Source organism: Nonomuraea mangrovi, from assembly GCF_042681425.1.
Taxonomy (GTDB): Bacteria; Actinomycetota; Actinomycetes; order Streptosporangiales; family Streptosporangiaceae; genus Nonomuraea; species Nonomuraea mangrovi.
In genome coordinates, this window is sequence record NZ_JBHUFV010000015.1 from 206,191 (window position 1) to 230,574 (window position 24,384).

At 70.1% G+C, this 24,384-nt stretch carries 20 protein-coding genes; 11 read left to right on the forward strand and 9 right to left on the reverse strand.

Annotation, left to right across the window (positions count from 1 at the left end; genetic code table 11):
• The first annotated feature begins 4 nt into the window (after positions 1-4).
• Both ACFSKW_RS08440 and ACFSKW_RS08445 read left to right on the forward strand, forming a co-directional pair.
• Positions 5-1,219: an NADP-dependent isocitrate dehydrogenase gene (locus ACFSKW_RS08440; protein WP_379570884.1), complete on the forward strand. Its 1,215-nt coding sequence runs from the start codon at positions 5-7 to the stop codon at positions 1,217-1,219.
• A gap of 335 nt (positions 1,220-1,554) precedes the next feature.
• On the forward strand, positions 1,555-2,595 hold the full coding sequence (locus ACFSKW_RS08445) for a polysaccharide deacetylase family protein (protein WP_379570886.1): 1,041 nt from the start codon (positions 1,555-1,557) through the stop codon (positions 2,593-2,595).
• Here the strand turns inward: ACFSKW_RS08445 and ACFSKW_RS08450 are convergent.
• Both ACFSKW_RS08450 and ACFSKW_RS08455 read right to left on the reverse strand, forming a co-directional pair.
• On the reverse strand, positions 2,592-3,581 hold the full coding sequence (locus ACFSKW_RS08450) for a hypothetical protein (protein WP_379570888.1): 990 nt from the start codon (positions 3,579-3,581) through the stop codon (positions 2,592-2,594). The genes ACFSKW_RS08445 and ACFSKW_RS08450 overlap by 4 nt on opposite strands.
• 33 nt (positions 3,582-3,614) lie before the next feature.
• On the reverse strand, positions 3,615-4,745 hold the full coding sequence (locus ACFSKW_RS08455) for a saccharopine dehydrogenase family protein (RefSeq protein WP_379571515.1): 1,131 nt from the start codon (positions 4,743-4,745) through the stop codon (positions 3,615-3,617).
• A gap of 206 nt (positions 4,746-4,951) precedes the next feature.
• Here ACFSKW_RS08455 and ACFSKW_RS08460 point away from each other — a divergent pair, with 206 nt between their 5' ends.
• From ACFSKW_RS08460 to ACFSKW_RS08470, 3 genes are all read left to right on the forward strand, one after another.
• Positions 4,952-7,042: a serine/threonine-protein kinase gene (locus tag ACFSKW_RS08460; RefSeq protein WP_379570890.1), complete on the forward strand. Its 2,091-nt coding sequence runs from the start codon at positions 4,952-4,954 to the stop codon at positions 7,040-7,042.
• Between the two features lie 55 nt (positions 7,043-7,097).
• Positions 7,098-8,072, forward strand: coding sequence for a malate dehydrogenase (locus tag ACFSKW_RS08465; protein ID WP_379570892.1), 975 nt, complete (start codon positions 7,098-7,100; stop codon positions 8,070-8,072).
• A 399-nt stretch (positions 8,073-8,471) separates the two neighbouring features.
• Entirely contained in the window at positions 8,472-9,683 is a 1,212-nt protein-coding gene (locus tag ACFSKW_RS08470) for a COG1361 family protein (protein WP_379570894.1), read from the forward strand.
• On the opposite strand, the gene ACFSKW_RS08475 is transcribed toward ACFSKW_RS08470, so the two are convergent.
• Genes ACFSKW_RS08475 through galE form a run of 3 tightly spaced genes read right to left on the reverse strand, consistent with a single transcriptional unit; the run spans position 9,621 to position 12,025 of the window.
• Complete coding sequence (locus ACFSKW_RS08475; protein ID WP_379570896.1) at positions 9,621-10,868, reverse strand: MFS transporter; 1,248 nt, start codon at positions 10,866-10,868, stop codon at positions 9,621-9,623. The two genes, ACFSKW_RS08470 and ACFSKW_RS08475, sit on opposite strands and share 63 nt — an antisense overlap.
• 27 nt (positions 10,869-10,895) lie before the next feature.
• The gene (locus tag ACFSKW_RS08480; protein ID WP_379570898.1) at positions 10,896-11,039 is read right to left on the reverse strand and encodes a hypothetical protein; all 144 of its coding nucleotides are present in this window, start codon (positions 11,037-11,039) and stop codon (positions 10,896-10,898) included.
• A gap of 26 nt (positions 11,040-11,065) precedes the next feature.
• A complete protein-coding gene (gene galE, locus ACFSKW_RS08485) occupies positions 11,066-12,025 on the reverse strand; it encodes a UDP-glucose 4-epimerase GalE (protein WP_379570900.1) in 960 nt (319 codons plus the stop codon).
• 105 nt (positions 12,026-12,130) lie between these two features.
• Between galE and ACFSKW_RS08490 the strand changes: the two genes are divergently transcribed.
• Both ACFSKW_RS08490 and trpS read left to right on the forward strand, forming a co-directional pair.
• Positions 12,131-13,441 (forward strand): hemolysin family protein, encoded by a 1,311-nt coding sequence (locus tag ACFSKW_RS08490; RefSeq protein WP_379570902.1) that lies wholly within the window; start codon positions 12,131-12,133, stop codon positions 13,439-13,441.
• 14 nt (positions 13,442-13,455) lie between these two features.
• The gene (gene trpS, locus ACFSKW_RS08495) at positions 13,456-14,463 is read left to right on the forward strand and encodes a tryptophan--tRNA ligase (protein ID WP_379570904.1); all 1,008 of its coding nucleotides are present in this window, start codon (positions 13,456-13,458) and stop codon (positions 14,461-14,463) included.
• 142 nt (positions 14,464-14,605) lie between these two features.
• On the opposite strand, the gene ACFSKW_RS08500 is transcribed toward trpS, so the two are convergent.
• Entirely contained in the window at positions 14,606-15,109 is a 504-nt protein-coding gene (locus tag ACFSKW_RS08500) for a MarR family winged helix-turn-helix transcriptional regulator (protein ID WP_379570906.1), read from the reverse strand.
• Positions 15,110-15,168: 59 nt separating this feature from the next.
• Here ACFSKW_RS08500 and ACFSKW_RS08505 point away from each other — a divergent pair, with 59 nt between their 5' ends.
• On the forward strand, positions 15,169-16,389 hold the full coding sequence (locus ACFSKW_RS08505) for an amidohydrolase family protein (RefSeq protein WP_379570908.1): 1,221 nt from the start codon (positions 15,169-15,171) through the stop codon (positions 16,387-16,389).
• Positions 16,390-16,622: 233 nt separating this feature from the next.
• Positions 16,623-17,564, forward strand: a complete 942-nt coding sequence (locus tag ACFSKW_RS08510; RefSeq protein WP_379570910.1) for a YihY/virulence factor BrkB family protein — start codon at positions 16,623-16,625, stop codon at positions 17,562-17,564.
• A gap of 190 nt (positions 17,565-17,754) precedes the next feature.
• Here ACFSKW_RS08510 and ACFSKW_RS08515 read toward each other — a convergent pair whose 3' ends face one another.
• Positions 17,755-18,885: a D-alanyl-D-alanine carboxypeptidase family protein gene (locus ACFSKW_RS08515; protein ID WP_379570912.1), complete on the reverse strand. Its 1,131-nt coding sequence runs from the start codon at positions 18,883-18,885 to the stop codon at positions 17,755-17,757.
• A 71-nt stretch (positions 18,886-18,956) separates the two neighbouring features.
• Here ACFSKW_RS08515 and ACFSKW_RS08520 point away from each other — a divergent pair, with 71 nt between their 5' ends.
• Complete coding sequence (locus ACFSKW_RS08520) at positions 18,957-19,166, forward strand: SCO4848 family membrane protein (protein WP_379570914.1); 210 nt, start codon at positions 18,957-18,959, stop codon at positions 19,164-19,166.
• A gap of 94 nt (positions 19,167-19,260) precedes the next feature.
• Here the strand turns inward: ACFSKW_RS08520 and ACFSKW_RS08525 are convergent, their stop codons facing one another.
• A complete protein-coding gene (locus ACFSKW_RS08525; RefSeq protein ID WP_379570916.1) occupies positions 19,261-20,607 on the reverse strand; it encodes a peptide ligase PGM1-related protein in 1,347 nt (448 codons plus the stop codon).
• A gap of 461 nt (positions 20,608-21,068) precedes the next feature.
• Between ACFSKW_RS08525 and ACFSKW_RS08530 the strand changes: the two genes are divergently transcribed.
• Complete coding sequence (locus ACFSKW_RS08530; RefSeq protein WP_379570918.1) at positions 21,069-22,304, forward strand: M20 family metallopeptidase; 1,236 nt, start codon at positions 21,069-21,071, stop codon at positions 22,302-22,304.
• 180 nt (positions 22,305-22,484) lie between these two features.
• Here the strand turns inward: ACFSKW_RS08530 and ACFSKW_RS08535 are convergent, their stop codons facing one another.
• Positions 22,485-24,344: a Xaa-Pro dipeptidyl-peptidase gene (locus ACFSKW_RS08535; protein WP_379570920.1), complete on the reverse strand. Its 1,860-nt coding sequence runs from the start codon at positions 24,342-24,344 to the stop codon at positions 22,485-22,487.
• Between the last annotated feature and the right edge of the window lie 40 nt (positions 24,345-24,384).

Here is a 24,384-nt window from a genome sequence, read left to right on the forward strand (position 1 = left end):
ACGCATGCCCAAGATCAAGGTAGAGGGCCCCGTCGTCGAACTTGACGGCGACGAGATGACCCGGATCATCTGGCAGTTCATCAAGGACCAGCTGATCCTTCCCTACCTCGACGTCGACCTGAAGTACTACGACCTCGGCATCGAGCACCGCGACGCCACCGACGACCAGGTCACCATCGACGCCGCCAACGCCATCAAGAAGTACGGCGTGGGCGTCAAGTGCGCCACCATCACCCCTGACGAGGCGCGCGTCGAGGAGTTCGGCCTCAAGAAGATGTGGAAGTCCCCGAACGGGACCATCCGTAACATCCTCGGCGGCGTCATCTTCCGCGAGCCGATCATCATGTCGAACGTGCCGCGCCTGGTGCCCGGCTGGACCAAGCCGATCGTCGTCGGCCGTCACGCCTTCGGCGACCAGTACCGCGCCACGGACCTGAAGATCCCCGGCGAGGGCACGCTGACCCTGACGTACACCCCCAAGGACGGCTCCGAGCCGATCGAGCTGGACGTGTACGACTTCCCCGGCAGCGGCGTCGCGATGGCCATGTACAACCTGGACGAGTCGATCCGCGACTTCGCCCGCGCCTCCATGCGCTACGGCCTGGCCCGCAACTACCCGGTCTACCTCTCGACGAAGAACACGATCCTCAAGGCCTACGACGGCCGCTTCAAGGACCTCTTCGCCGAGGTCTTCGAGACCGAGTTCAAGGCCGACTTCGAGAAGGCCGGCATCACCTACGAGCACCGCCTCATCGACGACATGGTCGCCGCGGCGCTGAAGTGGGAGGGCGGCTACGTCTGGGCGGCCAAGAACTACGACGGCGACGTCCAGTCCGACACCGTCGCGCAGGGCTTCGGCTCGCTCGGCCTGATGACCTCCGTCCTCATGACCCCCGACGGCCAGACCGTCGAGGCCGAGGCCGCTCACGGCACGGTGACCCGTCACTACCGCGAGCACCAGAAGGGCAACCCGACCTCCACGAACCCGATCGCCTCGATCTTCGCGTGGACGCGTGGTCTGCAGCACCGCGGCAAGCTCGACAACACCCCCGCGGTGACCGAGTTCGCCGAGAAGCTGGAGCAGGTCTGCGTCGAGACCGTCGAGAACGGCCAGATGACCAAGGACCTCGCGCTGCTGGTCGGCGGCGACGCCAAGTGGCTCACCACCCAGGACTTCCTGGCGGCGCTGGACGAGAACCTGAAGAAGAAGATGGCCTGACCCCTCTTCTCCTCCGCTTGAGGGCCGCCTTCGGGCGGCCCTTTCCGCGTTCCCGAGGCGGGGGACGCCGGCCCTCGCCGGTGGCGCGGGCGGGGGCGCGACGGCAGGCGAAGGGCATCACCTGGTCGGTGTTGCCTCCGTATCGGCAAAGAGATCCCCAAGTCCCGAAAGCCCTTCAGGGCTCACGCCGCACCCGCGCGCCATGGTGTACACCGGGGGATCGGCGCCGTTGCGGCTCTCGCGCGTCTCCTGGTTGATTCCATACCAGCGCGCGGTCCATTCACGTACCGTATTTGGGTAAGAGCCCCCTGTAGTCGATCTTCCGGGGGGTTCCCATGCGTGTGCTGGGTGCAGGGCTGATAGTGATGGGCGTGTTGACCGCCGGCTGCGGTGGCGCCGACACCGGGGCGAACGTCGCGAAGCCGCAGCTGGACCAGGCCGCCGTCCTGCGGCAGGCGCAGGCCGCCAAGGCCGCCAAGGTGGCCGCCGCCGTCAAGGTCAAGGCCAACGAGCTGGGCCAGATCCCGGTGATCATGTTCCACCGGGTGATCGACAAGCCGACGACGCAGGACGACCGCACTCCCCAGCAGTTCCGTTCCGACCTCGAACGCATGGCCAAGGACGGCTACGTGCCGATCACCGCCGCCGAGTTCGTCACCGGCAAGATCGACATCCCGGCGGGCAAGCACGCCGTCGTCCTCACCTTCGACGACTCCTCGCCCTCGCAGCTCTCGATGGACGAGCTCGGCCAGCTGAAGCCGGACACCGCGGTCGCCATCCTGCAGGACGTCGCCAGGCAGAACCCCGGCTTCCGCCCCGTCGCCACCTTCTACGTGACCCGCGACATGTTCGGCAAGACCACGCCCGAGGAGCAGTCGCAGATGCTGCTGTGGCTGAAGCAGAACGGCTTCGACATCGGCAACCACACCCGCGACCACCTCAACCTCCTGGGCAAGCCACAGAAGGCGGTGATGGCCGAGATCGCGGCGGGTCAGCGCCTGATCACCGACCTCGAGGGCGCGGCGCCGATCACGCTGGCGCTGCCGTACGGGAACCAGCCTCGCAAGAAGGACTGGGCGGCCAACGGCAAGAACGGCACGACCGTCTACAAGCACGCCGGGGTGTTCCTGGCCGGGTACACGCCCGCGCCGGCGCCGTACAACAAGAACTTCGACGCGCTCGGCATCCCGCGCATCAGGGCCATGGACAAGAAGGGCGACTGCTCGCAGTTCTGCTCGACCGCGTGGTTCGACTGGCTGAAGTCCAACCCCGACCAGCGCTACACCTCGGACGGCGACCCGAACACGGTGGCCTTCCCGAAGTTCAAGGCGCCGTTCCTGCGCAAGGCCTTCGCGCAGCGGGCGCTGCCGTACTAGGAGACGGCGCCGATTCCGACCGCCTCGGGGTCGAGCGGCAGCCGCTTGACCCTGGCGGTCCTCCCTGTGGTGACGTCGAGGGAGAAGAAGCCGGTGAACTCCTGGGTGCCGGCCGTGAACGTCCTGATCAGCAGCGCCTTGGGGCTCAGCCAGGCCTCGGCGGACGAGACGGTCGGCTCCTTCAGCGGGCTGGGGCGCAGCGGCTCGCGCCGCTCGCCCGTCACCGCGTCGAGGAGTTCGATCGTGTCGGCGGGCTGCTCGCCCACCACGGCGAGCCGGAGGCCGTCGGGCGAGAGGCGTGCCCCTGAAGGAAGGGGGAAGTCGTTCAGGCGCGCGCCGCTCCCGCGCAGGAAGCGCACCACCGTGTCGCCCGAGGAGGCGAAGACGGTGTCCCGCGTGATCCCGATCACGCCGTCGGCCCGCGGCAGAGCCGTCGTCCGACCGGTGCCGAAGTCGGTGACGAACACCTGCTCCCCGTCGCTCACGGCGAACCCGTCGCCGTCGGCCGAGATCGCGGTCGCCTCCGTGGGCAGGCCGGCCGTGCCGACCACCGGTGACAGGTCGCGTACGAGCCCGCTGGGCAGGTCGTGCGCCACGAACCGCTGCCGTGCCACGCTGAAGTAGGCGACCCTGTGGCCGTCACGGCTCACGCTGAACCCGGGCATGACCGCCGCGCCGCCGCTGGTCGGCACCCAGACCGCCGCGTCGGGGACCCGGATCCGGTAGGAGCGGCCGCCCTCGGCCTCGCCCGTCTCGTCGTAGTCGGCCACGAGCTTCGCCTGCTTGTCGGTGAACGCCCAGATCATCCATGAGGCGCACTCGGGCGGCCCGTCCGTCTCCGGGCAGGTGTCGGGTACGGCGTAGCGGATCGCGACGGGGATCGCGCCGTGCTTCCACTCCAGCCCGCCCGGCGGCGGGGACTCCGACGAGGTGCACGCCGCCGTCGCCCACAGCACCGCCGCCACGGCCAAGACTCGTAGGTTCACACCACGGTTGAACGTCTGACGCCCGGCCCTGGTTCAACCCTGACGCGTGGCGAAGCCGATCCCCGCGGACCTGAGGCGGTCGATGAGCGGCCCGCCCATGGCGACGGCCGTGGTGAGCTGCCCCGCCACGTCGGGCACGTCGTCGAAGGCCAGGCACAGCGCCGACTCCGCCAGCATCTTGGCGGTCTCGGAGTAGCCGGGGTCGCCGCCGGAGACCTCGGTGACGACACGCTCGCCGCCGCCCTCGCCGAGCAGGGTGAGCCTGAACCAGCTGCGCGCCCGCCGCTCCGCCGACGGCCCGTCGCCCGCGGCGATCCTCCTGAGCAGCCACTCGCGGCCGGCGGGGACCTGCGCGACGGCCGCCAGCGCCCCCGCCCCTGCCGCCACCGCCAGCGCCGAGGGCAGTCGCCTGACGGCGAAGTGCTGGCGGTAGGTGAAGTCAGGGCCGTAGCGGTCGAGCGCGCGGGCGGAGCGGCCGACGATCTGGTGATCGATGGTGGGCATGGGCAGCGCCCAGCCGCCCACGTAGCGCACGCCGCCGGGCAGCGCGCTCACCCTGCGGTCCTTCGGCCTGGTCTCGACGGAGCGGCGCCGACCGGCCGCCTCGGCCATCTGCCGGGCCCGGGACAGGGCCGTCACCGCCGAGTGGAGGGTACCGCCCGAGGGCCTGCCGCTGCCCCGCAGGAAGCCGCTGACCTTGAGCGGCACGCCCGCGGGCAGCGACTCGACCGTGTACAGGACGCCGAGATCGTAGGGGATGGAGTCGAAGCCGCACGCGTGGACGATCCTGGCGCCGGTTTCGCGTGCCAGGCCGTCGTAGCGCACGAACATCCTGTCGACGAACTCGGGCTCCCCGGTCAGGTCCACGTAGTGCGTGCCGGCCCCGGCGCAGGCCTTGACGAGCGGCTCGCCGTACCGGAGGTAGGGGCCGACGGTGGTGGCGACCACGCGCGCCTGCCCCGCGAGGGCCTCGAGGGAGGCGGGATCGGTGACGTCGGCGTGCAGAAGGGGGACGTCCAGGCCCAGCGCTTCGAGCTTGGCGCGGTCGCGGCCGGCCAGAGCCCATCGGCATCCCGCGGGGACGGCTCTGGAGAGGTATTCCGCGGTGAGGGCGCCGGTGAAGCCGGTCGCTCCGAGCAGCACGATGTCGTACATGCGCTCCAGAATGACATTCTGTGAGCGCGCTGGCGAGAGACGGGAGAAGGCTCGTGTGAGCGTTGACACCGCCGATGACACAGGGGCCGGCGTGGTGTGGTCCGTGCCCCCCGAAGTCACGAACTGTGACGTCACGAACGGTTAACGGTTCCCTGGGGGGTTCCTGAGCGTCGTAAAGTTTGCGTCGTCAGGCGAAGCCAACGTGGGGATGACGCATGCCGCAGATCGCGCCGTTGACAGCGGGCGATCCCAGCCAGCTGGGCTCGTTCACGCTGTCCGGGCGCATCGGGGAGGGCGGTCAGGGGATCGTCTACCTGGGGGTCGACAACCAGGGAGAGCGTGCGGCGATCAAGCTGCTGCACGTGAAGTTCAGCGGCGACACGACCGCCAGGTCGCGCTTCGCCAGGGAGCTGAAGGCGGCCCAGCGTGTGGCCTCGTTCTGCACGGCACGGGTGATCGAGGCCGACCTCGAGGGCAACACCCCCTACATCGCCAGCGAGTACATCGACGGGCTCTCGCTCAGGGACGTCGTGGAGCGCGACGGGCCGCTGTCGGGCCAGGCGCTGGAGCGGCTGGCGATCGGCACGGCCACCGCGCTCACCGCCATCCACCAGGCCTCGATCATCCACCGCGACTTCAAGCCGGACAACGTGCTCATCGCGGCCGACGGGCCGAGGGTGGTCGACTTCGGGATCGCCCGCATCATCGACTCCACGGGGACGATCACCAGCAGGGCCATCGGCACGCCCGCCTACATGGCGCCCGAGCAGATCGCGGGCGACGACATCGGGCCCTACACCGACGTGTTCGCGTGGGGGGCCACGATCGCCTACGCCGCGACAGGCGTGACCGTCTTCGAGGGCAACTCGATCGCGGTCGTGCTGAACCGCATCCTCAACCACGTGGTCGACGTCAGCGCGCTGCCGGAGCCGCTGCGCGGGGTGGCGGGCGCGGCGCTGACCAAGGACCCGAGGGAGCGGCCCTCGGCCGACGAGATCCTGCTGCGGCTGCTCGGTCACCCTCCGCGTACGGCCGGCGCGTCCACGGCGGTCCTCAGCCAGGGCGTGAAGATCGCCAGCGACGACACGACGCCGATGGCGCGGCTCCCCACGGGCATGGCGCAGGGCCGTCCCGCCACCACGGGCACCTCAGGAGGCCCTTCCGGAGGCCTTTCCGCCTCCGGGGGCCTTCCCGTTTCCGGGGGCCTTCCCGCCTCCGGGGGCCTTCCCGCCTCCGGGGGTTCGACGGGTTCGACGGCCTCGGGGGAGTCGGCTTACGCCGGGTTCCCCGCGCTGTCCGGAGGCCGGCCGCACACCCAGCAGCCGACCCGGCCGCCCGCCCCCGTCCACACCATGCCGCCCGACCAGCCGGCGCAGGGCCTGCCGTCGGCCCAGTACCTCGTGCCGCCCGCGACGACTCCTCCCGCGAAGCGGCGCAGATCGGTGACGCCGTGGGTGGCGCTGGCGGTGGCCGTGCTGCTCGTCGTCGCGCTCGCGCTCGCCGCCCTCCAGTACGGCTGGCCCATGGCGCTGGTCAGCGAGCGGAGCCCCGAGCCCTCGGCCGCGAGCGAGTCGATCGTCGACAAGGCGGCGACCACGGGCAAGCTCACGATCGGTGTCAGAGGCGACGTCCCCGGCGTCGGCTACCACAGCCGCGACGGCGGGTTCTCCGGCTTCGACATCGACATCGCCAAGCGCATCGCGAAGGAGCTCCGCGTCGCCGAGAGCGGCATCACCTTCGTCATCGTCCCGCCGTCCCAGCGGGCGGAGGCGCTGGCCAAGGGCGAGGTCGACCTGATCGTGGCCACCTACTCGATCGACGACAGCGACGTGCAGTTCGCCGGGCCTTACGTCCTGGCCCACCAGGCCCTGCTGGTCCGCGACGGGGACACCGACATCTCCAAGCCGGCCGACCTCAAGGGCCTGAAGCTGTGCGACCAGCGCAGCTCGGCGGTCCGCAAGGTGCAGAAGATGGTCGACATGGTCACCGTCAGCGCGTCCAACTACGCCGACTGCATCAGGATGCTGTCCACGGGCAAGGTCGACGCGGTGGCGGGGGACGACCTGATCCTCGCGGGATTCGCCAACAGGGAGAACGCCCGCTACCGGATCCTCGGCGCCACGCTGAGCGACGAGCGCTACGCCGTCGGCATCAAGCGGGGCGACGCGCGCACGTGCGAGGCGGTCAAGGGAGCGATCTCCGAGATGATCGCGAGCAACACGATCGGGCAGCTCGTGGCCACTCACTTCCCCAACGTCGACTTCCGGGCGGACCTGAAGGTACCCGTGATGGAATCCTGTCGATGACGAGCGAGTAACATCCAGAAGTCACGATTAGATTCTTCTGAGTTAGGGGAAGGCCATGGCCGCGCCCGTCAAGGTAACCGTCACCGGAGCCGCCGGACAGATCGGTTATGCCCTGCTGTTCCGCATCGCCTCGGGCCAGCTGCTCGGCGCCGACGTTCCGGTCAAGCTGAGCCTGCTGGAGATCCCGCAGGCGGTGAAGGCGGCCGAGGGCACCGCGATGGAGCTCGATGACTGCGCCTTCCCGCTGCTGTCCGGCATCGAGATCACCGACGACCCGAACGTCGCCTTCGCCGGCGCCAACGTCGCCCTCCTGGTGGGGGCCATGCCCCGCAAGGCGGGCATGGAGCGCGGCGACCTGCTCGGCGCCAACGGCGGCATCTTCGGCCCGCAGGGCAAGGCGATCAACGACCACGCCGCCGACGACATCAAGGTCCTGGTGGTCGGCAACCCGGCCAACACCAACGCGCTCATCGCCCAGCAGAACGCGCCGGACGTCCCCGCCGAGCGGTTCACCGCGATGACCCGCCTCGACCACAACCGCGCCCTGTCCCAGCTGGCCGCCAAGCTGCAGGTCCCGGTCACCGAGATCCAGAAGATGACCATCTGGGGCAACCACTCCGCGACGCAGTACCCCGACCTGTTCCACGCCGAGGTCGGCGGGAAGATCGCCGCCGAGCAGGTCGACTCCGAGTGGCTGCGCGAGACCTTCATCCCGACCGTCGCCAAGCGCGGCGCGGCGATCATCGAGGCCCGTGGCGCCTCCTCCGCCGCGTCGGCGGCCAACGCGGCCGTCGACCACGTCTACGACTGGGTGAACGGCACGGAGTGGACCTCCGCGGCGATCCCGTCGGACGGCTCGTACGGGGTGCCGGAGGGGCTCATCTCGTCGTTCCCCGTCCGCTCGGCCGGTGGGCGCTGGGAGATCATCCAGGGCCTGGAGATCGACGCCTTCTCGCGCGAGCGCATCGACGCCTCCGTCGCCGAGCTCGTCGAGGAGCGCGACGCGGTCCGCGAGCTCGGGCTGATCTGATCATCCAGCTGATCTGATCATCCAGTACGGCAAGGCAGGGTCACGGCCACCGGGGTCACCGGTGGCCGTCTGTCTTTCACGCGCACTCCAGCAGGACTCCGGCCGCCCGCCGTCACGTCGCCCCGCCCCTCGAACGATGCGTCCGGCTGTCCCACGCGCCCGGCCCGTTCTGCGACGATCCGCACCCCGGAATCCCGCAGCGGCCCCTCGTCCAGCGGTTTAGACGGGAGGTGTCGCCCGGCGGGTTCGGGCAGGGGGCGCGTCGTTCGGCGGTCTGGGTAGGAGCGTGTCGCCCGGCGGGTTCGGGCAGGGGGCGCGTCGTTCGGCGGTCTGGGTAGGAGCGTGTGGCTCAGCGGGTTCGGGTGGGGGCCGCGTCGTTCGGCGGGTCGGTGCTGGAGCGTGTCGCTCAGCGGGTTCGCGCAGGTCGCCAGGGAAGAATGGGTGGCCGTCGAAGGGGGCGCGGTGGGCGTGGGTTGCGTGGCGAGGAGAACGGTCGCCGTTTCGGCGGCCGTGGTCGTGTTGAGCGGTTCGGTACCGGCGTCGGCGAACGCGGCGCCGGGTCAGGCGGACCTGTCCGTGAAGGTGTCGGCCAGCCCTTCGGTGGCCCGGCCGGGACAGCCGATCGTCTACCGGGTCGACGTCGACAACGCGGGCCCAGGTGACGCCGTGCAGCCCGTTCTCAAGGTGGTCGTCCCCGACGGTGTCGACGTCGTGGGGGTGGACGTGGCCACGTGCCGTCCTGGCCGCACACTCAGGGAGGTGGTCTGTCCCTCGGCCGAGAACGTGGCGGCGGGCGGCTCGGGCGGGGTGACGATCACCGGGCTGGTGCGGCGCGGCACGGCGGGCCCGCTGCGGCTGGTGGCGAGCATGTCGGCCCAGCGGGCGGATGTCGACGACACCGACAACAGGGCGACCCTCACCACCACCGTCGACTCCGGCGCGGACCTCGGCCTGCGGCTCAGGGCGAGGCAGGCGCGCGGCGGCTTCGTGCTGGCCGCGACGGTGAACAACAGGGGACCGCACGTCGTCCGTGACGCCCGCGTCGAGATCAGGGCGGACGGGGCGCACCTGCTCGCGGGAGGCAGCGCGGGCGGTGTGGGGAACCTGGCGGGGGCGCAGACCCCGGCGAGCCCGGCTCCCGTGGACGACGAAGGGAACGCCGGGCGCGACGAACGCCTCGACGCCGGTGAGAGCGGACGCGGCGCGGGCGAGAGCGGCCGTGGTGCGGGTGAGAGCGGACGCGGCATGGGGGAGAGTGGACGCGGCGCGGGGGAGAGCGGCCGTGGTGCGGGTGAGAGCGGACGCGGCATGGGGGAGAGTGGACGCGGCGCGGGGGAGAGCGGCCGTGGTGCGGGTGAGAGCGGACGCGGCACGAGTCAGGCCGGCGCGGGGGATGGCGTGCGGGTCGCGGGCGATGCGGCATGCAGGCGGAGGGCCGGTCTGGTGGTGTGCGAGCCGGCCAAGGTGGGCTCTGGTGACAGGGTGCGCTTCGAGCTGTTCTTCAGCACCTCGCGGGACGTGGTGAACGTCAAGGGCGCCGTCCGGTCGTCACGCTTCGGTGACCGCCGTCCTGCCGACAACGAGGCCGACCTGCGCGTCGCCGTACGCTGACCTGCTCCTGGCGGCCCAGCGGGCGGCGGGCGGGACGGCCAGGCCCGCCCCCAAGAACAGCGCGCCGACGAGCAGCCATCCGGGCCAGCCCCAGCCGATGACGACGGTGGTGAGCAGGACGGGTGCGACCACCTCGGCGGCCTGCCAGCCGGTGTTGTAGAGGCCCTGGTACTGGCCGAGGGCGTGCGAGGGGGCCAGCTCGTAGGACAGGCCCCACGAGCCCGCCGACTGCAGGAGCTCGCCGAACACGTGGAGGAGCGCGCCGCCGACCAGGGCGGCGAGCATGGCCCACAACGGCTGTCCTGCCGCGATCGCGAACAGCACGCAGGCCAGCAGCAGGAGCGCGCCCGCCCTGCGCTGGGCGCGGGCGGCGCCGGCGATCTCGCCGGTGCCGCGGCTGAGCCGCACCTGGAGGAGGGTGACGGTGATGGTGTTGATCAGTCCGATGGCGGCGACCATCACGCCCGGCGCGCCGATGTGCTTGATCCACATCGGGATGATCGTGGTGAGCAGCGACAGGTGCATGACGAGCACCATGTTCAGCAGGGCCAGGACGACGTAGGGGCGGTCGCGCAGGACGATCCACGTCGGGCCGCCCCCGGCGGTGTGCGGAGCGGGGGCGACGCGGGGGACGCGCAGGGTCAGCGCGCCCGCGCCGAGGTAGCAGGCCGCGCAGCCGTACACCATGGTGAGGTAGGCGGGCCTGGTGTCGACGGCCAGGGCCACGCCGGCGGCCAGGCCGCCGATGGACCAGCCGACGTTGGTGACCGCCCGGATGTAGGCGCGGACCCGAACGCGCTCGCCGGGGGGCGCGATGCCGCCGACGAGCGTGGCACGGGCGACGCTGTCTCCCGCGTCGGCGAACTTGGCCAGCGCGGCGACGACCGCGAAGCCCCAGAAGGAGTCCACGAAGGCGTAGCCGAGGATGGCGAGGCCGCCGAACGCGGCGAAGGTGATGGAGACCGCGCGCGGGCCGAGGACGTCGCACAGGCGTCCTGACGGGAGTCCCGCGGCGAGGCTGACGACGCCCGCGATCGTCATGCCGGCCCCGACCTGCGTGGCCGACAGGCCCACCGAACTGAGGAAGAAGATGACGCTGACGGTGATGAACAGGCCTCGACCCGTGGCACGCAGCAGGACCGAGAAGGCGAGGGAGCGCACGGGTCCGCGTTCGGGGAGGATCACGACCGAAAGATTATCGGTCGTCCCTATTTAGCTGTCTTTGGGCGTGCAGGTGGGTGCCTGCTGCGTCGCCGAGGTGGGCTCGGTCGTGGCGAACACCACCCCGGCGGCGGTCACGCTGCTGCAGAGAAGGATCGCGAGAGCGAACAGCACCTTCTGTGAAAAGGTCCTCACATTTCGCTATCTCAGCATATTTTCGCTTACCGGGTGACGGCATTCCAGGCATCCGCCACGATGTCGCGAATCGCGGCGCGTTCGGCCTTCCACCCCAGCTCGTGCTGGATCTTGTCGGAGGAGGCGACGAGCACGGCGGGGTCGCCCGCGCGGCGCGGCCCGACCACGGCGGGGATCGGGTGGCCCGTCACCTCGCGGCAGACCTCGATCACCTCCTGGACGGAGAACCCCGTGCCGCTGCCCAGGTTGTAGATCCTGTGCTCGCCCGGCGTGGTCGCCTCGAGGGCGAGCAGGTGGGCACGGGCCAGGTCGGCGACGTGGATGTAGTCACGCACGCAGGTGCCGTCGGGCGTCGGGTAGTCGGTGCCGAACACGCTGACGGAATCCCGCTCGCCGGTGGCGACCTTGAGAACGTTGGGGATGAGATGCGTCTCGACGGCGTGGCGCTCGCGGTAGACGCGGCCGTCGGGGGCGGTGTAGGCGCCCGCCACGTTGAAGTAGCGCAGGCTGACCGCGCCGAGGCCGTGCAGGCCCGCGTAGGCGGTCAACGCGGTGTCGACGGCCAGTTTGGACGCGCCGTACGGGTTGGTCGGGCGGGTCGGGTCGGTCTCCAGGATGGGGGAGCGCTCGGGCTCGCCGTACGTCGCCGCCGTGGAGGAGAAGACGATCCTGCGCACGCCCTCGGCCCGCATGGCCTCCAGCAGTGCCAGCGTGCCGCCGAGATTGTTGGCCCAGTAGAGCCCCGGCTTGTCGACCGACTCGCCGACCAGCGACTTGGCCGCGAAGTGGAGCACGCCCTCGACCCCTTCGAGCGCGTCGCCCGGCTCGGTGATCGGCCGGTCGACGAACCTGGCCCCGGCGGGGACGGCGTCGGCGTGCCCCGTCGACAGGTCGTCCAGCACCGTCACCTCGTGCCCCGCCTCGACGAGCTGGGCGGCGACGACGCTGCCGATGTACCCGGCGCCTCCCGTGACGAGCAGCCTCATGTTCACCTCTGTTGATTCGTGTTTGATTTTGTACGGCTCTAGCATACTCGGCCCTTACCATCCGGCCAGGTACGCTGGCAGACCACTACGTCGAAAGCACCTGCGTTGAACAGCGTTGCCGCCAATATCGCCATCGTCCTGCTCTTCATCCTGATCGGCGGCTTCTTCGCGGCGGCCGAGATGGCCATGGTCTCCCTGCGGGAAAGCCAGATCCGCAAGCTTGAGCAGCGAGGACGCAGAGGCGCCAGAGTCGCGAAGCTGGCCCAGGACCCGAATCGTTTCCTGTCGGCCGTCCAGATCGGCGTCACGGTCGCGACCATGCTCTCGGCCGCCTTCGGCGCCGACCGACTGGCCGGCGAACTCGAACCTACCCTGGTGCGCTGGGGTCTACCCGGAGGCTTCGCCGAGCCGACCGCGCTGGTCCTGGTGACGCTCGCCATCTCCTACCTCTCCCTCGTGCTCGGCGAGCTGGCGCCCAAGCGCCTGGCCAGGCAGCGCGCCGAAGGGCTCTCGCTGTTCGTCGCGCCCTTCCTCGACCGGCTGGCCAGTCTGTCGCGGCCGATCATCTGGGCCCTGTCGAAGTCCACCGACGGCGTCGTCAAACTGCTCGGCGGCAACCCCGAGGCCGACCGCGAGGAGATGACCACCGAGGAACTGCGCGACATGGTCGTCGGCCACGCCGAGCTGACCGCCGACGAACGGCACCTCATCGGTGAGGTGTTCTCCGCGGGCAAGCGGCAGCTTCGCGAGGTGATGCTGCCGCGCACCGAGGTGGAGTTCATGGAGGCGGACACGCCGCTGGCCGAGGCCGCGGTGCTGGTCGCCGCGCTGCCGCACTCCCGCTTCCCCGTCTACCGCTCCTCCTACGACGAGATCCTCGGATTCGTCCACGTCAGGGACCTGCTCGACCCCGTGCTCACCGGCCGGATCGAGCCGATCAGCCAGCTCGTGCCCATCAGGCCCATCAAGCTCGTGCCCGCCTCCAAACGGGTGCTCACCACGCTGTCGGAGATGCGCGACGAAGGGCACCACCTGGCGATCGTCGTCGACGAGTACGGCGGGACGGCGGGCATCGTCACGATGGAGGACCTGGTCGAGGAGCTCGTCGGCGACATCAGGGACGAGTACGACGTCGAGGAGGACCCCGTCCTGCTCCCCGCGGGCGAGATAGAGGTCGACGGGCTGACCAACCTCAACGACTTCGCCGCCCAGACCGGCATCAGGCTCCCCGACGGTCCCTACGAGACGCTCGGCGGCTTCATGATGGCCGGACTCGGCCATCTGGCCACGGTCGGCGAACGGGTGGAGGTACCCGGCTTCGAGTTCACGGTCACCGAGCTCGACGGCAGGCGGATCTCCCGCATCAGGGTGAAACGCCGTCCGCTGATCGAGTCGCCGCCCGAGCCGGATTCCTGACACAATTGCGGGCTATGGCCAGACCTCGCGTACTCTCCGGCATCCAGCCCACCGCGGACTCTTTCCACCTGGGCAACTACCTGGGTGCGGTCCGCCAGTGGGTGACGTTGCAGGAGACGCACGACGCGTTCTACTGCGTGGTCGACCTGCACGCGATCACCGTGCCCACCGAGCCCGCCGACCTGCGCCGCCGCACCCGTGTGGCCGCCGCGCAGCTGTTCGCCGCGGGGCTCGACCCCGAGCGCTCCACGGTCTTCGTCCAGTCACACGTGCGCGAGCACAGTGAGCTGGCGTGGGTGCTGATCTGCCTCACCGGCATGGGTGAAGCCGCCCGCATGACGCAGTTCAAGGACAAGTCGGCCAAGTTCGGCGAGAACGCGGCCAGCGTCGGCCTGTTCACCTACCCGATCCTCCAGGCCGCCGACATCCTGCTCTACCAGGCCAACAGCGTGCCGGTCGGCGCCGACCAGAAGCAGCACCTGGAGCTGACCCGCGACCTCGCGCAGCGCTTCAACCACCGCTTCGGCGACACCTTCACCCTCCCCGCGCCGCACATCCTCAAGGAGGTCGAGAAGATCACCGACCTTCAGGACCCGTCCGCGAAGATGTCGAAGTCGTCCTCGTCCCCCGCGGGCATCCTCGACGTGCTCGAGCAGCCGGGGCCGCTGCGCAAGAAGGTCATGCGCGCGGTCACCGACACCGGGTCCGAGGTGCTGTTCGACGAGGAGAACAAGCCGGGCATCTCCAACCTGCTGCGCATCCAGTCCGCGCTGTCGGGCACGCCGATCCCCGAGCTCGTGGCCCGCTACGAGGGGCAGGGGTACGGGACGTTCAAGAAGGACGTCGCCGAGGTGGTCGTCGAGGCGTTCACGCCGATTCGCGAGCGCACCGAGAAGCTGCTGGCGGACGAGGCCGAGCTCGACCGGTTGCTGGCCATCGGGGCCGAGCGCGCGGGCGCGGTGGCCAGGGAGACCATGGAGCAGGTGCGCGACCGGGTGGGCTTCCTGCCGCGCGCCTTCTGATCATCACCGTCCAAGGCCCTCCCGTACGGTCACCACCGTCGTGAGGGCCTTCGCCGTTCCCCGGGACCGCCGCTCCGGCGCCCGCCTCTCACGTGAGACGCTCGCCTGCCGGTGGCAACGGTGAGAGGGGCCGGGGCAGAGGTCAGCGGGCGCGGCGGCCCAGGGCGAGGGTCAGCTCGCGCAGGGCGTCGGCCGCGTGGCGCAGCGTGGTCTCAGGGACGCCGGCCATCGCCTCGGTGTGGGCACGGCTCGAGCCTTCGAGGGCCAGGTTCGCCACGCGCAGCCCCTCGGAGGTGAGCTGGACCCAGCGGCTGCGGGCGTCGCCCGGATTGTCCTCACGCTCGACATATCCGGCGGCGGCCAGCCGCTGCAGGACGTTGCTCGTGCCCCCCGAGGTCAGGAACAGCGCGCGGGCCAGCTCGCTCGGCTTCAGCCGATGCGGGGGGCCGGTGCGGGCCAGCGCGGCGAGCACGTCGAACTCCGCGTAGGTCAGCCCGAGCTCGGCCAGTTCGGCCTTCACCGCCTGCTCGAACAGCCCGTTGAGGCGGGACATCCGCTTGCTCAGCTCCAGGCTGGCGATGAGCGACTCCGCGAGCCCTGCCTCCCGCCAGCGGGGCACCAGCCCATCGACCTCGTCCTGGTTCACGCTCCGAGGATACTCGCAGGCATATTGCTTTTCGAAAAGCTTCTCTCTAAGCTTTTCATATGAGTAATTCATGGATCATCAAGAACGGCGTCGTCATCGACACCGAGCCGCAGCCCGTCGTGCTCGGCGAGGTCGACGTGCTTGTCAGGGAGGGAAGGATCGCGGCGGTCGGGCCCGACCTGACCGCGGAGGGGGTCGCGGAGATCGACGCGACCGGCATGATCGTGCTGCCGGGGTTCGTCGACAGCCACCGGCACACCTGGCAGTCGACGATCAGGGCCGTCGCCCCCGACACCACGCTGGGCGGCTACGTGGAACACGTGCTCGGCGAGCTGGGGCCGCGCTTCGGCCCCGGCGACGTCCACGCGGGGATCGCGGCAGGCGCGCGCGAATGCCTGGACAGTGGCATCACGACCATGCTCGACTGGTCGCACGTGCAGTTCACGCCGGAGCACACCGACGCCGCCGTGGACGCGCTCACCGCCTCCGGCATCAGGGCCGTCTTCGGCTTCTGCTATGGCGGAACGGACCAGGACCAGATGGCGCCCGAGGGGCGGCGGGTCCGCGAGGCGCTCACCGGAGACCTGGTGAGCATGGCAGTCGCCGCCTTCGGCCCCGAATTCGGCGACCTCGCACGGGCGGCGGGCGAATGGCGGCTCGCCCAGGAGCTCGACCTCACGGTGAGCGTCCACATGGGCGGCCACGGGGCCGAGAGCGCCGAACGCGGCCTGGCCTTCCTCGACGCGCACGGCTTCATGGGCGGCCCACGTACCACCTACATCCACGCCAACTACTACACCGACGAGCACCTCAAGCGGATCGCGGACAGCGGCGGCAGCGTGTCGGTCTCGCCGTTCAGCGAGATGGCGCTGGCGATCGGATACCCCGTCACCGGCAGGGCGAGGGAGTTCGGCATCCCCGCCTCGTTCAGCGCCGACGCGGTGACCAGCGGCCCCGGCGACATGTTCGGGATGATGCGGACCGCCCACGCCCTGGAGCGGGGCAGGCCCGAGGGCGCGGGACTGGGGTTCACCACCCGTGACGCGCTGCGGATGGCGACGATCGAGGGGGCCGAGGTGGTCGGGCTCGCGGACGTCACCGGATCGCTGCGTGTCGGCAAGCAGGCCGACCTGCAGCTCCTGCGGACCGACACGCCCTCGATGGCCGGTGCGCAGGACGTGATCGGCGCGGTGGTGCTCAACGCGGACACCAGCGCGGTCGACACCGTGATGGTGTCGGGGCGTGTCCTGAAGCGTGCAGGCCGCCTGGCGTCCGTGTGACACCCGCGCCCCGGCATCGAGGGCGGGGAGATCGTGTGATCACCATGCGCCCCCGCCGCCTCGGGTGCGGGAACCGGACACCTCGCGTGGTCACGGCCTGACACCCGCGCCTCCGGCTTCGGACACGGCACCCACCTGGACCGGGTGGGGAGTGTCGGGAGGCGTCAGGATTCGGGCGGCAAGAGCCCGGGTTGCTGGCTGTATCAGGGCCACATCGGGTAGAAGCATTCGTCATGAGCACATGGGTCGACCGGATCGGCGCGGTCAAGGAATGGAGTCGCCGGACGACCACACGAGCCAGGGTGCGATGGCACGCGGTCGACCACCTGATCAGGACGGTGCAGCGATACCAGATGCAGAGCGGTGACCGGCTGGCCGGCGCTGTCACCTACTACGCGTTCCTGTCGCTCTTCCCCATCATCGCGCTGGCCTTCGCGGTGTTCGGCTACATCCTCCAGGAGCGGACCGAACTCCGCGACGCGCTGGAGAAGTCCATCTCCGAGCAGCTTCCCGGCCTTGCCGACCTCATCAACCTGGAAGGGATCGCGCAGGCCCGGACGAGCGCCGGGGTGATCGGTCTGGTCGGTCTGCTGTACGCGGGGCTCGGCGCGATCGACGCCCTGCGCGGCGCGTTGCGCGAGATGTCGATGACGGCCGCGCCACCGCCCAACTTCGTCGTCGGCAAGGCTCGCGACCTGGCCACGCTGCTCATGCTCGGGGTCACGCTCGTCATCTCGACACTGGTAGGCGGCTTCGCCACCCAGGCGACGACGACCGTGGCGAGGTTCCTCGGCGTGGAGGCGTCGGCGGGCGCCACGTTCACGCTGGCCATGGTCGGCATCGCGGCCAGCGTGGGCGCCGACTGGGTGCTGTTCCTCATCGTCCTGGGCTGGGTGGCCAGGACGGCCCAGCCGTTCAAGGTCCTGGCCAGGGGGGCTTTGCTCGGCGCGATCGGGTTCGGCGCGCTGAAGCAGGTGGCGACGCTGCTGCTGGCGGGCACGCTGAGCAACCCCGTGTACGGGACGTTCGCCGTGACCGCGGGGTTGCTGCTGTGGATCAACTTCTCGGCGCGGCTGACGCTCTACGTGGCAGCGTGGACCGCGACCGCCGGCTTGCACCCGCCGCCCGACCCGACTCCGGTGCCCTCCGACGGAAGCCTCCCGCTGGGTTACTGAAGCGGGCGACGCGACGGCGGCACACCGGAGTCCGGTTGGACCGGTGGATGTGACGGCGGCATACCGGAGTCCGGCTGACCGGAGGACGTGACGGTGGCATACCGGAGTCAAGCGGGCGACGTGACGGCGGCGCGCCGGAGTCCGGCTGGAGCGGCGTGATGGACGGGCGGTCAGCGGTGACCGCGGTGGGCTATCGGCGGCCTGCCGTACGCGATGATTCGCGGGCGGTCCTGCGCCTGCGCATGCCGTAGAACAGCCACCCCGCGCCGCCGAGCACGCCCGCGCCGATCGCGAGGGCGCCGATCGCGCGGCTCGTCCCGGGCTCCGAACCGGCGCCCTGCGCCGGCGCGGCGGCGGGAGCGGCGGGCACGGCCGGCGCCTGCACCTGCTTCGTCACCGGCTGCGCGGGCAGTGGGTCCACCAGCGTGCCCACGGGGGTGGACTTGCCGCGCATGGCGAAGCCCCAGTCGAGCAGATGCTCGACCTCCTCCCAGAAGTAGCCGTCGTGCCGCATGATCGTCACGATGATCGTGTGCCCGTCGCGGGTGGCCGCGCCGACGAAGCTTCCGAGGGCCTTGGAGGTCCAGCCGTTCTTGACGCCGACCATGCCCTTGTACCGCCACAGCAGCTTGTTGTGGTTGCCGATCTCGTAGTAGCCCTTGGGCGCGGGGAAGCGCGAGGTCTTGAGGCTGACGTACCTGCGGAACTCGGGGTTGGCCAGGCCCGCGCGGGCTATCAGCGCCAGGTCGTAGGCCGAGCTGCTCTGTCCTGGCTTGTCCAGGCCGCTGGGCGTCTTGGCCACCGTGTCGTTGGCCTGCAGGCGCTTGGCCTCGGAGTTCATGTCGGCGAGCGTCGTCGAGAGCCCGCCGTTCGCCTCGGCCAGCGCCATCGCCGCGTCGTTGCCCGAGGTGAGCATGAGCGCCTTGAACAGGTCGTCGACCTTGTAGATGGGCTTGGTGGACAGGCCCACCGCGCTGCCCTCCTGGTTGACGGCCGTCCTGCTGGGCTTGACCTTGAGGTTCCTGTCGAGCTTGGGGATGAGCGCGAGCGCGGTGAGCGTCTTGAGCGTGCTCGCGGGCAAGTAGCGGCCGTGGGGGTTCTTGGCGGCGAGCACCTGTCCTGTCTCGGCGTCTGCGATGACGAAGGAGGTGGCCTTCGTCTTCGGCGGTGCCTTCACGCCCTTGGGCACGATCAGGCCCCTGCCGGCCAGTCGGTCGCCGCCCAGCGGGCCTTCGGCGGCGGGCGGTTCGGCCAAGGCAGGGCCTGCGGCCAGAACGACCGCGGCGAGAAGTGCCGCGACCGGCACCAGTTTCGTCCCCATAGCGACCTCAGCGTAGCTTCGTGACATAGCGCATGAGGCGTCACTACCCGCCAAGAACCAGAGAGATGGGCATGTCACGAAAGATCGCCGGATTCCTGATCATCATTGGCGCGTTCATGGTGTTCGAGTGGATCAATCTTGGATTCAACCTCGCCGACGGGCATCCGACCGGCTTCTACGTGGTGCACGGCATACTCATCGCCGTGAACGTGGTCCTGGGCGTGGTGCTCGCCCTGATCGGCTGGCGCGGCTACAGAGGCGCCGTCCGGCAGAAAGGTTGACAAGGGCCGCTGATGCCCGGGGTCCAGGCCGGATGTGAGGCGGGCGCGAGGACCACGTGGGCCCTCGATCCGGCGCGCCCGCCCGTGGAGTCGGTCAGCCGCCGCAGAGCGCCTGACGGGTGAGCCTGTGCAGTTCCTCGGCCTCCTCGCGGGAGTCGCCGATGGTGGTGAAGCCCAGCTTCCCGTGCTCGGGGATGGCGCCGAGCAGGTGCAGCACGTTCCCCGTACGGCGGCGCCGGTCGAAGCCGAGCCCCAGCCGTTCGACCATCCGCACCACCTGGCCGGGCGTGTAGCCGCGCAGGCAGCCCGCCGAGCAGTTGTCGGTGGCGGTGTAGTACTTCGGCTGGTTCCCGCACATCAGTAACCCCGTGGCGGGGTCGTAGACGGCGTCTGTGGTGAGCAGCGCCGCGCCGAACGGGTGGGTGGTGCCGCCGATGCGCAGGTTCACCTCGCACAGCAGCGCCGCGTAGCCCGCGTCGGTCTTCATCGCGAAGAAGTCCATGCCGAACAGGCCGACCACGCCCCGCTCCGCCAGCAGTTTGGCGATCTTCGTGGCGGAGGCACTGACCTCCTGGCGGTACTCGGACCTGGCGGGGAAGGTGCAGCCCTGGTAGACCGGGCCGTCGAGCACCTGGTCGTGGGTGGCGACCACGTCGTAGTGGCCGCCGGGGGTGATCCTGGCCAGCGCGCTGGGGTAGTAGAGCGGCCGGTGCTCGATGAACTCCTCGACCACGCCGCCCCGCTCGGCGAGCTTGGCGGCGAAGCCCGCCCAGGTCTCGTCCGCGCCGGCGGAGAACTCGGTGCGCGTCCAATCGTCCTTGGGCACGATCGCGTTTCCGAGGCCCGAGTAGCCGTCGTTCAGCTTGACCATGACGCGCTCGCCGGGCAGCGACAGCACGGCGTCCTCGATCTGCGCCATCGTGTACAGGTCGCCGAAACCGCGCGCCATCGGCACGCCCGCCTCCGTGCCGACCTCGCGAGCCCCGCTCTTCGAGCCGTAGTGGGCCAGCGACATGGCCGGTCCGTAGATGGGGACGTTGAGTGACGCGGCGAGCTGCTCCTCCAGATCGCTCATGACGAACGGCACCAGCCACGCGTCGTCCCCGATGACGCTCCGTACCCGGTCGATCACCTCGGGTCGGTCGAGCAGGGTCCTGGTCAGCGGCTGGCTGTCCGGGTCGTTCACCGTGATCAGGTGCAGCCGCCTGGCCGCGTCGTCCGGATCGGGAAGGAAGCTGAAGTAGTAGTCGACGATCTCCTGATCGATCGGCATCGAGGAGAGGTAGACCACCGAGATCCCCGGCGCGCGCAGGGTCAGCAGGAGGAAGAGCAGGCGCTCCTCGTAACACCTTGCTGCCTTGATGCGGCGGAGCTCATCCTGCGGCAGGGAGAGCGAGGGCACGACCACCAGGGTCCCCTCGCTCGGCTCGAAGATGCTCAAGCGTGCATGCTTCCCCCCGAACGGGATATTAGTGATCATATAGCGAGTGAAACACGCATTCTTCTCATTGGCATGCATCGCAGCAGTGTGATCACCAGGACATAAGGTGACAGGATTTGGGACGGCGTCAACGTTTGGCAGTGGCCACAACGGGTGACAATTTACTGATCCGATGTGACTATTTCCGGACCAGGTGAGCCCTCACCCAACGTGACGACCTGCGGTTACGGGCATGCCTCAGCCCAACTTTTGGTGTAGTTGTCCGCGAGAAGGTCGGCAGGGGAGATAAAGTCGATGGCATCGCCATCGGGCTTACGGCCAATCCCGCTCATCGCTCGGGTGTGTGGCATTTGCTTCACCGGGCAGCTTCCCCGACCGGGCGGCTGAATCGCGTGATCGCTGGAGGAAACGGCGTATTGAGCCGTGCGACGGCGCTGTCGCACGTGACGGGACGGTGACTAATGCGGGGACGTGAGCTGCGGGGGGAACTCGACGCGTTCCTGGCGGAGCACGAGCAGGATCTGGTGGCCTTCCGCCGCGACCTGCACATGCACCCAGAGCTCGCCTTCGCCGAGTACCGCACGACCCAGAAGATCGTCGACCGGCTCGCCGCCGCGGGTCTCAACCCGTCCGTGCTGCCGCGAGGCACCGGTCTGATCTGCGAGGTCGGCAGCGGTGACGGGCCCACGATCGCGCTCCGCGCCGACATCGACGCGCTCGCTCTTCCCGACGAGAAGGACGTGTCGTACCGGTCGACCGTCCAGGGCGTCTGCCACGCCTGCGGGCACGACGTCCACACCACGATCCTGCTCGGCACCTCGCTCTTCCTCGCCCGCCAGGCCGCCGAAGGCCTGCTGCCCGGGCGGGTGCGCCTGCTGTTCCAGCCCGCCGAGGAACTGCCGGGCGGCGCGCTCGAAGTCATGGCCCACGGCGGCATCAGCGGTGTCGACCGCATCTTCGGCCTCCACTGCGACCCGCGCGTCGACGTCGGCCAGGTCGGTCTCAAGGCCGGTCCCATCACCTCCGCCTGCGACAAGCTCGCCATCCGCGTCAGCGGCCCTGGCGGCCACACCGCCAGGCCCCACCTGACCGCCGACCTCGTCTTCGCCCTCGCCAAGATCCTCACCGAGCTGCCGGCCGCGCTCTCCCGCAGGGTCGACCCCCGCTCGTCACTCTCGCTGGTGTGGGGCCGCGTCGAGGCGGGCTCCGCCGCCAACGCCATCCCCGACGACGGCATCGCCGAGGGCACCGTCCGCTGCCTCGACGAGTCGGCCTGGCACGCCGCGCCCGACCTGATCAAGGCGCTGCTGGAGTCGGTCGCGGGCGCGTACGGCGTCGAGGCCACCATGGACTACACGCGAGGCGTCCCGCCGGTCGTCAACGACGAGGAGAGCGTCCAGATGCTGGCCGAGGCGGCCGAGCGGGCTCTCGGAACCGGCGCGGTCGTTCCCACGCAGCAGTCGCTGGGCGGTGAGGACTTCGCCTGGTACCTCGAGTCGATCCCCGGCGCGTTCGCCAGGCTCGGCACGCGCTCGCCCGGCGGGCTCGAGTACGACATCCACCAGGGCACCTTCGACGTCGACGAGAGCGCGATCGGGAGCGGGGTGCGCTTCATGGCGGCGACCGCGTTGACCGCCCTGTGGGAGGGACACCGTCCTGGACAGGTGGCCGAGCAGACGGTCGTCGAGCTCATCTGACGGGCTCGGGGCCCGGGTCGCGTGCCGGAGGGCACTGGATGGCCCGTTCGCCGACGTAGAGTTCCCTGCCGACGGTGTCTGCTCCGACGCTGTCCTGCACCGGCGACGGCGGGTGGTCCGCCCGTGCACCGGTACGGCGAGCGGCCGGGAGCCGCTCGCCGTACAGGGAAGGCCGCTCGGCTAGGAGAGGCGGCCGAAGACGACCGGCAGCTCCAGCGACGAGGCCCCGGGTGAGAGCTCCACCTTCGTTCCCGCCGGGTACCGCAGCGTGAAGTCGTAGTCCGTCGACGTCAGCACGAGCCCGATCTTGTGCCCCTTCTTGAACAGGTAGTCCTGCGGCTGGAAGTCCCAGCGGAAGGTGTAGGCCTTGCCTGCGCGGATCGGGTCCGTCCTGTCGGCGCGGTGCCGGTTCCGGACGTCCAGCCATCCCCGCGAGACGATCTTGTATGGTGCCTCGACCGTTCCGTGCCGGTAGATGGACGTGCATCCGGTCTCGCCAGGCACCGCCTCTCCGTAGCAGTACTGCTGCCCGGTGTTCACCAGCCGCCCGTTGGCTCTGGCGTCGGTGCCGTAGTCGACCAGCAGCGCGGTCAGGTACGGCGAGGCCCCGTCCCTGAACGACGCCCGCACCGAGACCTTGGGCGTGCCGGAGATCCTGACGTCGGTCGACAGGGGGCCGGTCAGGTAGGCGAGCCTGTTGGGGTCCGCGGCGGGCGCCGACTCGACGAGTTGCTCCGCGGTGCGGGTGTTCTGGTCGACGTAGGACTCACGGCCTGACAGTGGCCGGGGGAGCAGGCCCAGCCTGGCGGAGGAGCCCAGCCAGAGCCGTACGGGAAGCGCGCCGGGCAGCGGCCAGGCGGCGTGCTGGTTCCACTGCCCAGGCCCGATCTCCACATCGGCCTGCGGCTCACGCATGATGCCCGTGTCGATCCCGTAGAGCCAGTGGTCGAACCACAGGTGGAGCTGTCGCAGCCACTCGACGGTCCTGACGTTGAAGGGGTCGGCGTGCGCGCCCTGGTGCAGCCAGATCTTACGGGGGACGTGCCGTTCGGCCAGCGCCTGCCACCACTGCGCGGCCTGCTTGGTCTTGACGTTCCAGTCGTTGAGCCCGTGGACGAGGAAGACGCTGGCCTTGACCTTGTCGACGTTGACGAGGAAGTCGCGCGCGGCCCAGAAGTCGCTGTAGTCGCCGGTGATGCGGTCCTGGGCGGCGGTGAACTCGTCCATCACGGGCGCGCAGATCTCCTTGCCGGCCCTGGTCAGTACGGCTTTCGCCATGACGTCGGCGTCCTCGCCCTGGTAGCCGCCCGGCGCGAGGACGCCGCCGTTGGCGCGGTAGTAGTCGTACCAGGAGGAGATGGCGGCGATGGGCACGATCGTCTTGAGCCCCTCGACGCCGGTGGCGGCCACCTGGTTGGGCAGCGTGCCGTTGTAGGAGACGCCGATCATGCCGACGTTGCCCGTGGACCACGAGGCGGTGACGGGGTTGCCCGCGGCGTCGAAGCCCTTGGCCCTGCCGTTCAGCCAGTCGATGACGGCCTTGGGGCCCGCGGTCTCCTGGGCGTCGCCCGTGGTGGGGCAGCCGGTGGAGCGGCCGCTGCCGAGGCTCTCGACTCTGGCCACGGCGTAGCCGCGGGGGACGAAGTAGTTGTCGTAGTAGCCGGGGAAGGTCTCGACCGCGGCCTTGGTCTCGGCGGCACGGATGCCGGGGAGCGGGTTGCCGTTCTCGTCGACGTCGACCTTGTGGTTGGGGACACTGCCGTCGATGCCCGCGTAGTAGGGGCTCGACTCCATGATGATCGGGACCTTGAGTCCGGTGTCGGTTTCCTTCGGCCGCAGGAAGTCGGCCGCTACTCTGTCGTTCTGGCCGTCGCGGTCGCTGTCGACGCCCGCGACTTCGACGAAGACGGTCTGCTTGATGGCGTCGGCCCTGGAGTAGATGGGCTGGGTCGGTCCTGTCTCGGATAAGGCGGGGTTCGCGCCCGCCGCCGCGATCAGCACGGCGGCCAGCGGGACCGCGATCGTCCTCCGGATGCGCATGGGGGGTGCTCCAGGTGGTATGTGAAATTTCTAGCCATCC

Excerpts from the sequence above, each read along its gene's own strand:
- ACFSKW_RS08440 (WP_379570884.1), top strand. The coding sequence starts at position 5 with ATGCCCAAGATCAAGGTAGAGGGCCCCGTCGTCGAACTTGACGGCGAC.
- ACFSKW_RS08445 (WP_379570886.1), top strand. The coding sequence starts at position 1,555 with ATGCGTGTGCTGGGTGCAGGGCTGATAGTGATGGGCGTGTTGACCGCC.
- ACFSKW_RS08460 (WP_379570890.1), top strand. The coding sequence starts at position 4,952 with ATGCCGCAGATCGCGCCGTTGACAGCGGGCGATCCCAGCCAGCTGGGC.
- ACFSKW_RS08465 (WP_379570892.1), top strand. The coding sequence starts at position 7,098 with ATGGCCGCGCCCGTCAAGGTAACCGTCACCGGAGCCGCCGGACAGATC.
- galE (WP_379570900.1), bottom strand. The coding sequence starts at position 12,025 with ATGAGGCTGCTCGTCACGGGAGGCGCCGGGTACATCGGCAGCGTCGTC.
- trpS (WP_379570904.1), top strand. The coding sequence starts at position 13,456 with ATGGCCAGACCTCGCGTACTCTCCGGCATCCAGCCCACCGCGGACTCT.
- ACFSKW_RS08505 (WP_379570908.1), top strand. The coding sequence starts at position 15,169 with ATGAGTAATTCATGGATCATCAAGAACGGCGTCGTCATCGACACCGAG.
- ACFSKW_RS08510 (WP_379570910.1), top strand. The coding sequence starts at position 16,623 with ATGAGCACATGGGTCGACCGGATCGGCGCGGTCAAGGAATGGAGTCGC.
- ACFSKW_RS08515 (WP_379570912.1), bottom strand. The coding sequence starts at position 18,885 with ATGGGGACGAAACTGGTGCCGGTCGCGGCACTTCTCGCCGCGGTCGTT.
- ACFSKW_RS08520 (WP_379570914.1), top strand. The coding sequence starts at position 18,957 with ATGTCACGAAAGATCGCCGGATTCCTGATCATCATTGGCGCGTTCATG.
- ACFSKW_RS08530 (WP_379570918.1), top strand. The coding sequence starts at position 21,069 with ATGCGGGGACGTGAGCTGCGGGGGGAACTCGACGCGTTCCTGGCGGAG.
- ACFSKW_RS08535 (WP_379570920.1), bottom strand. The coding sequence starts at position 24,344 with ATGCGCATCCGGAGGACGATCGCGGTCCCGCTGGCCGCCGTGCTGATC.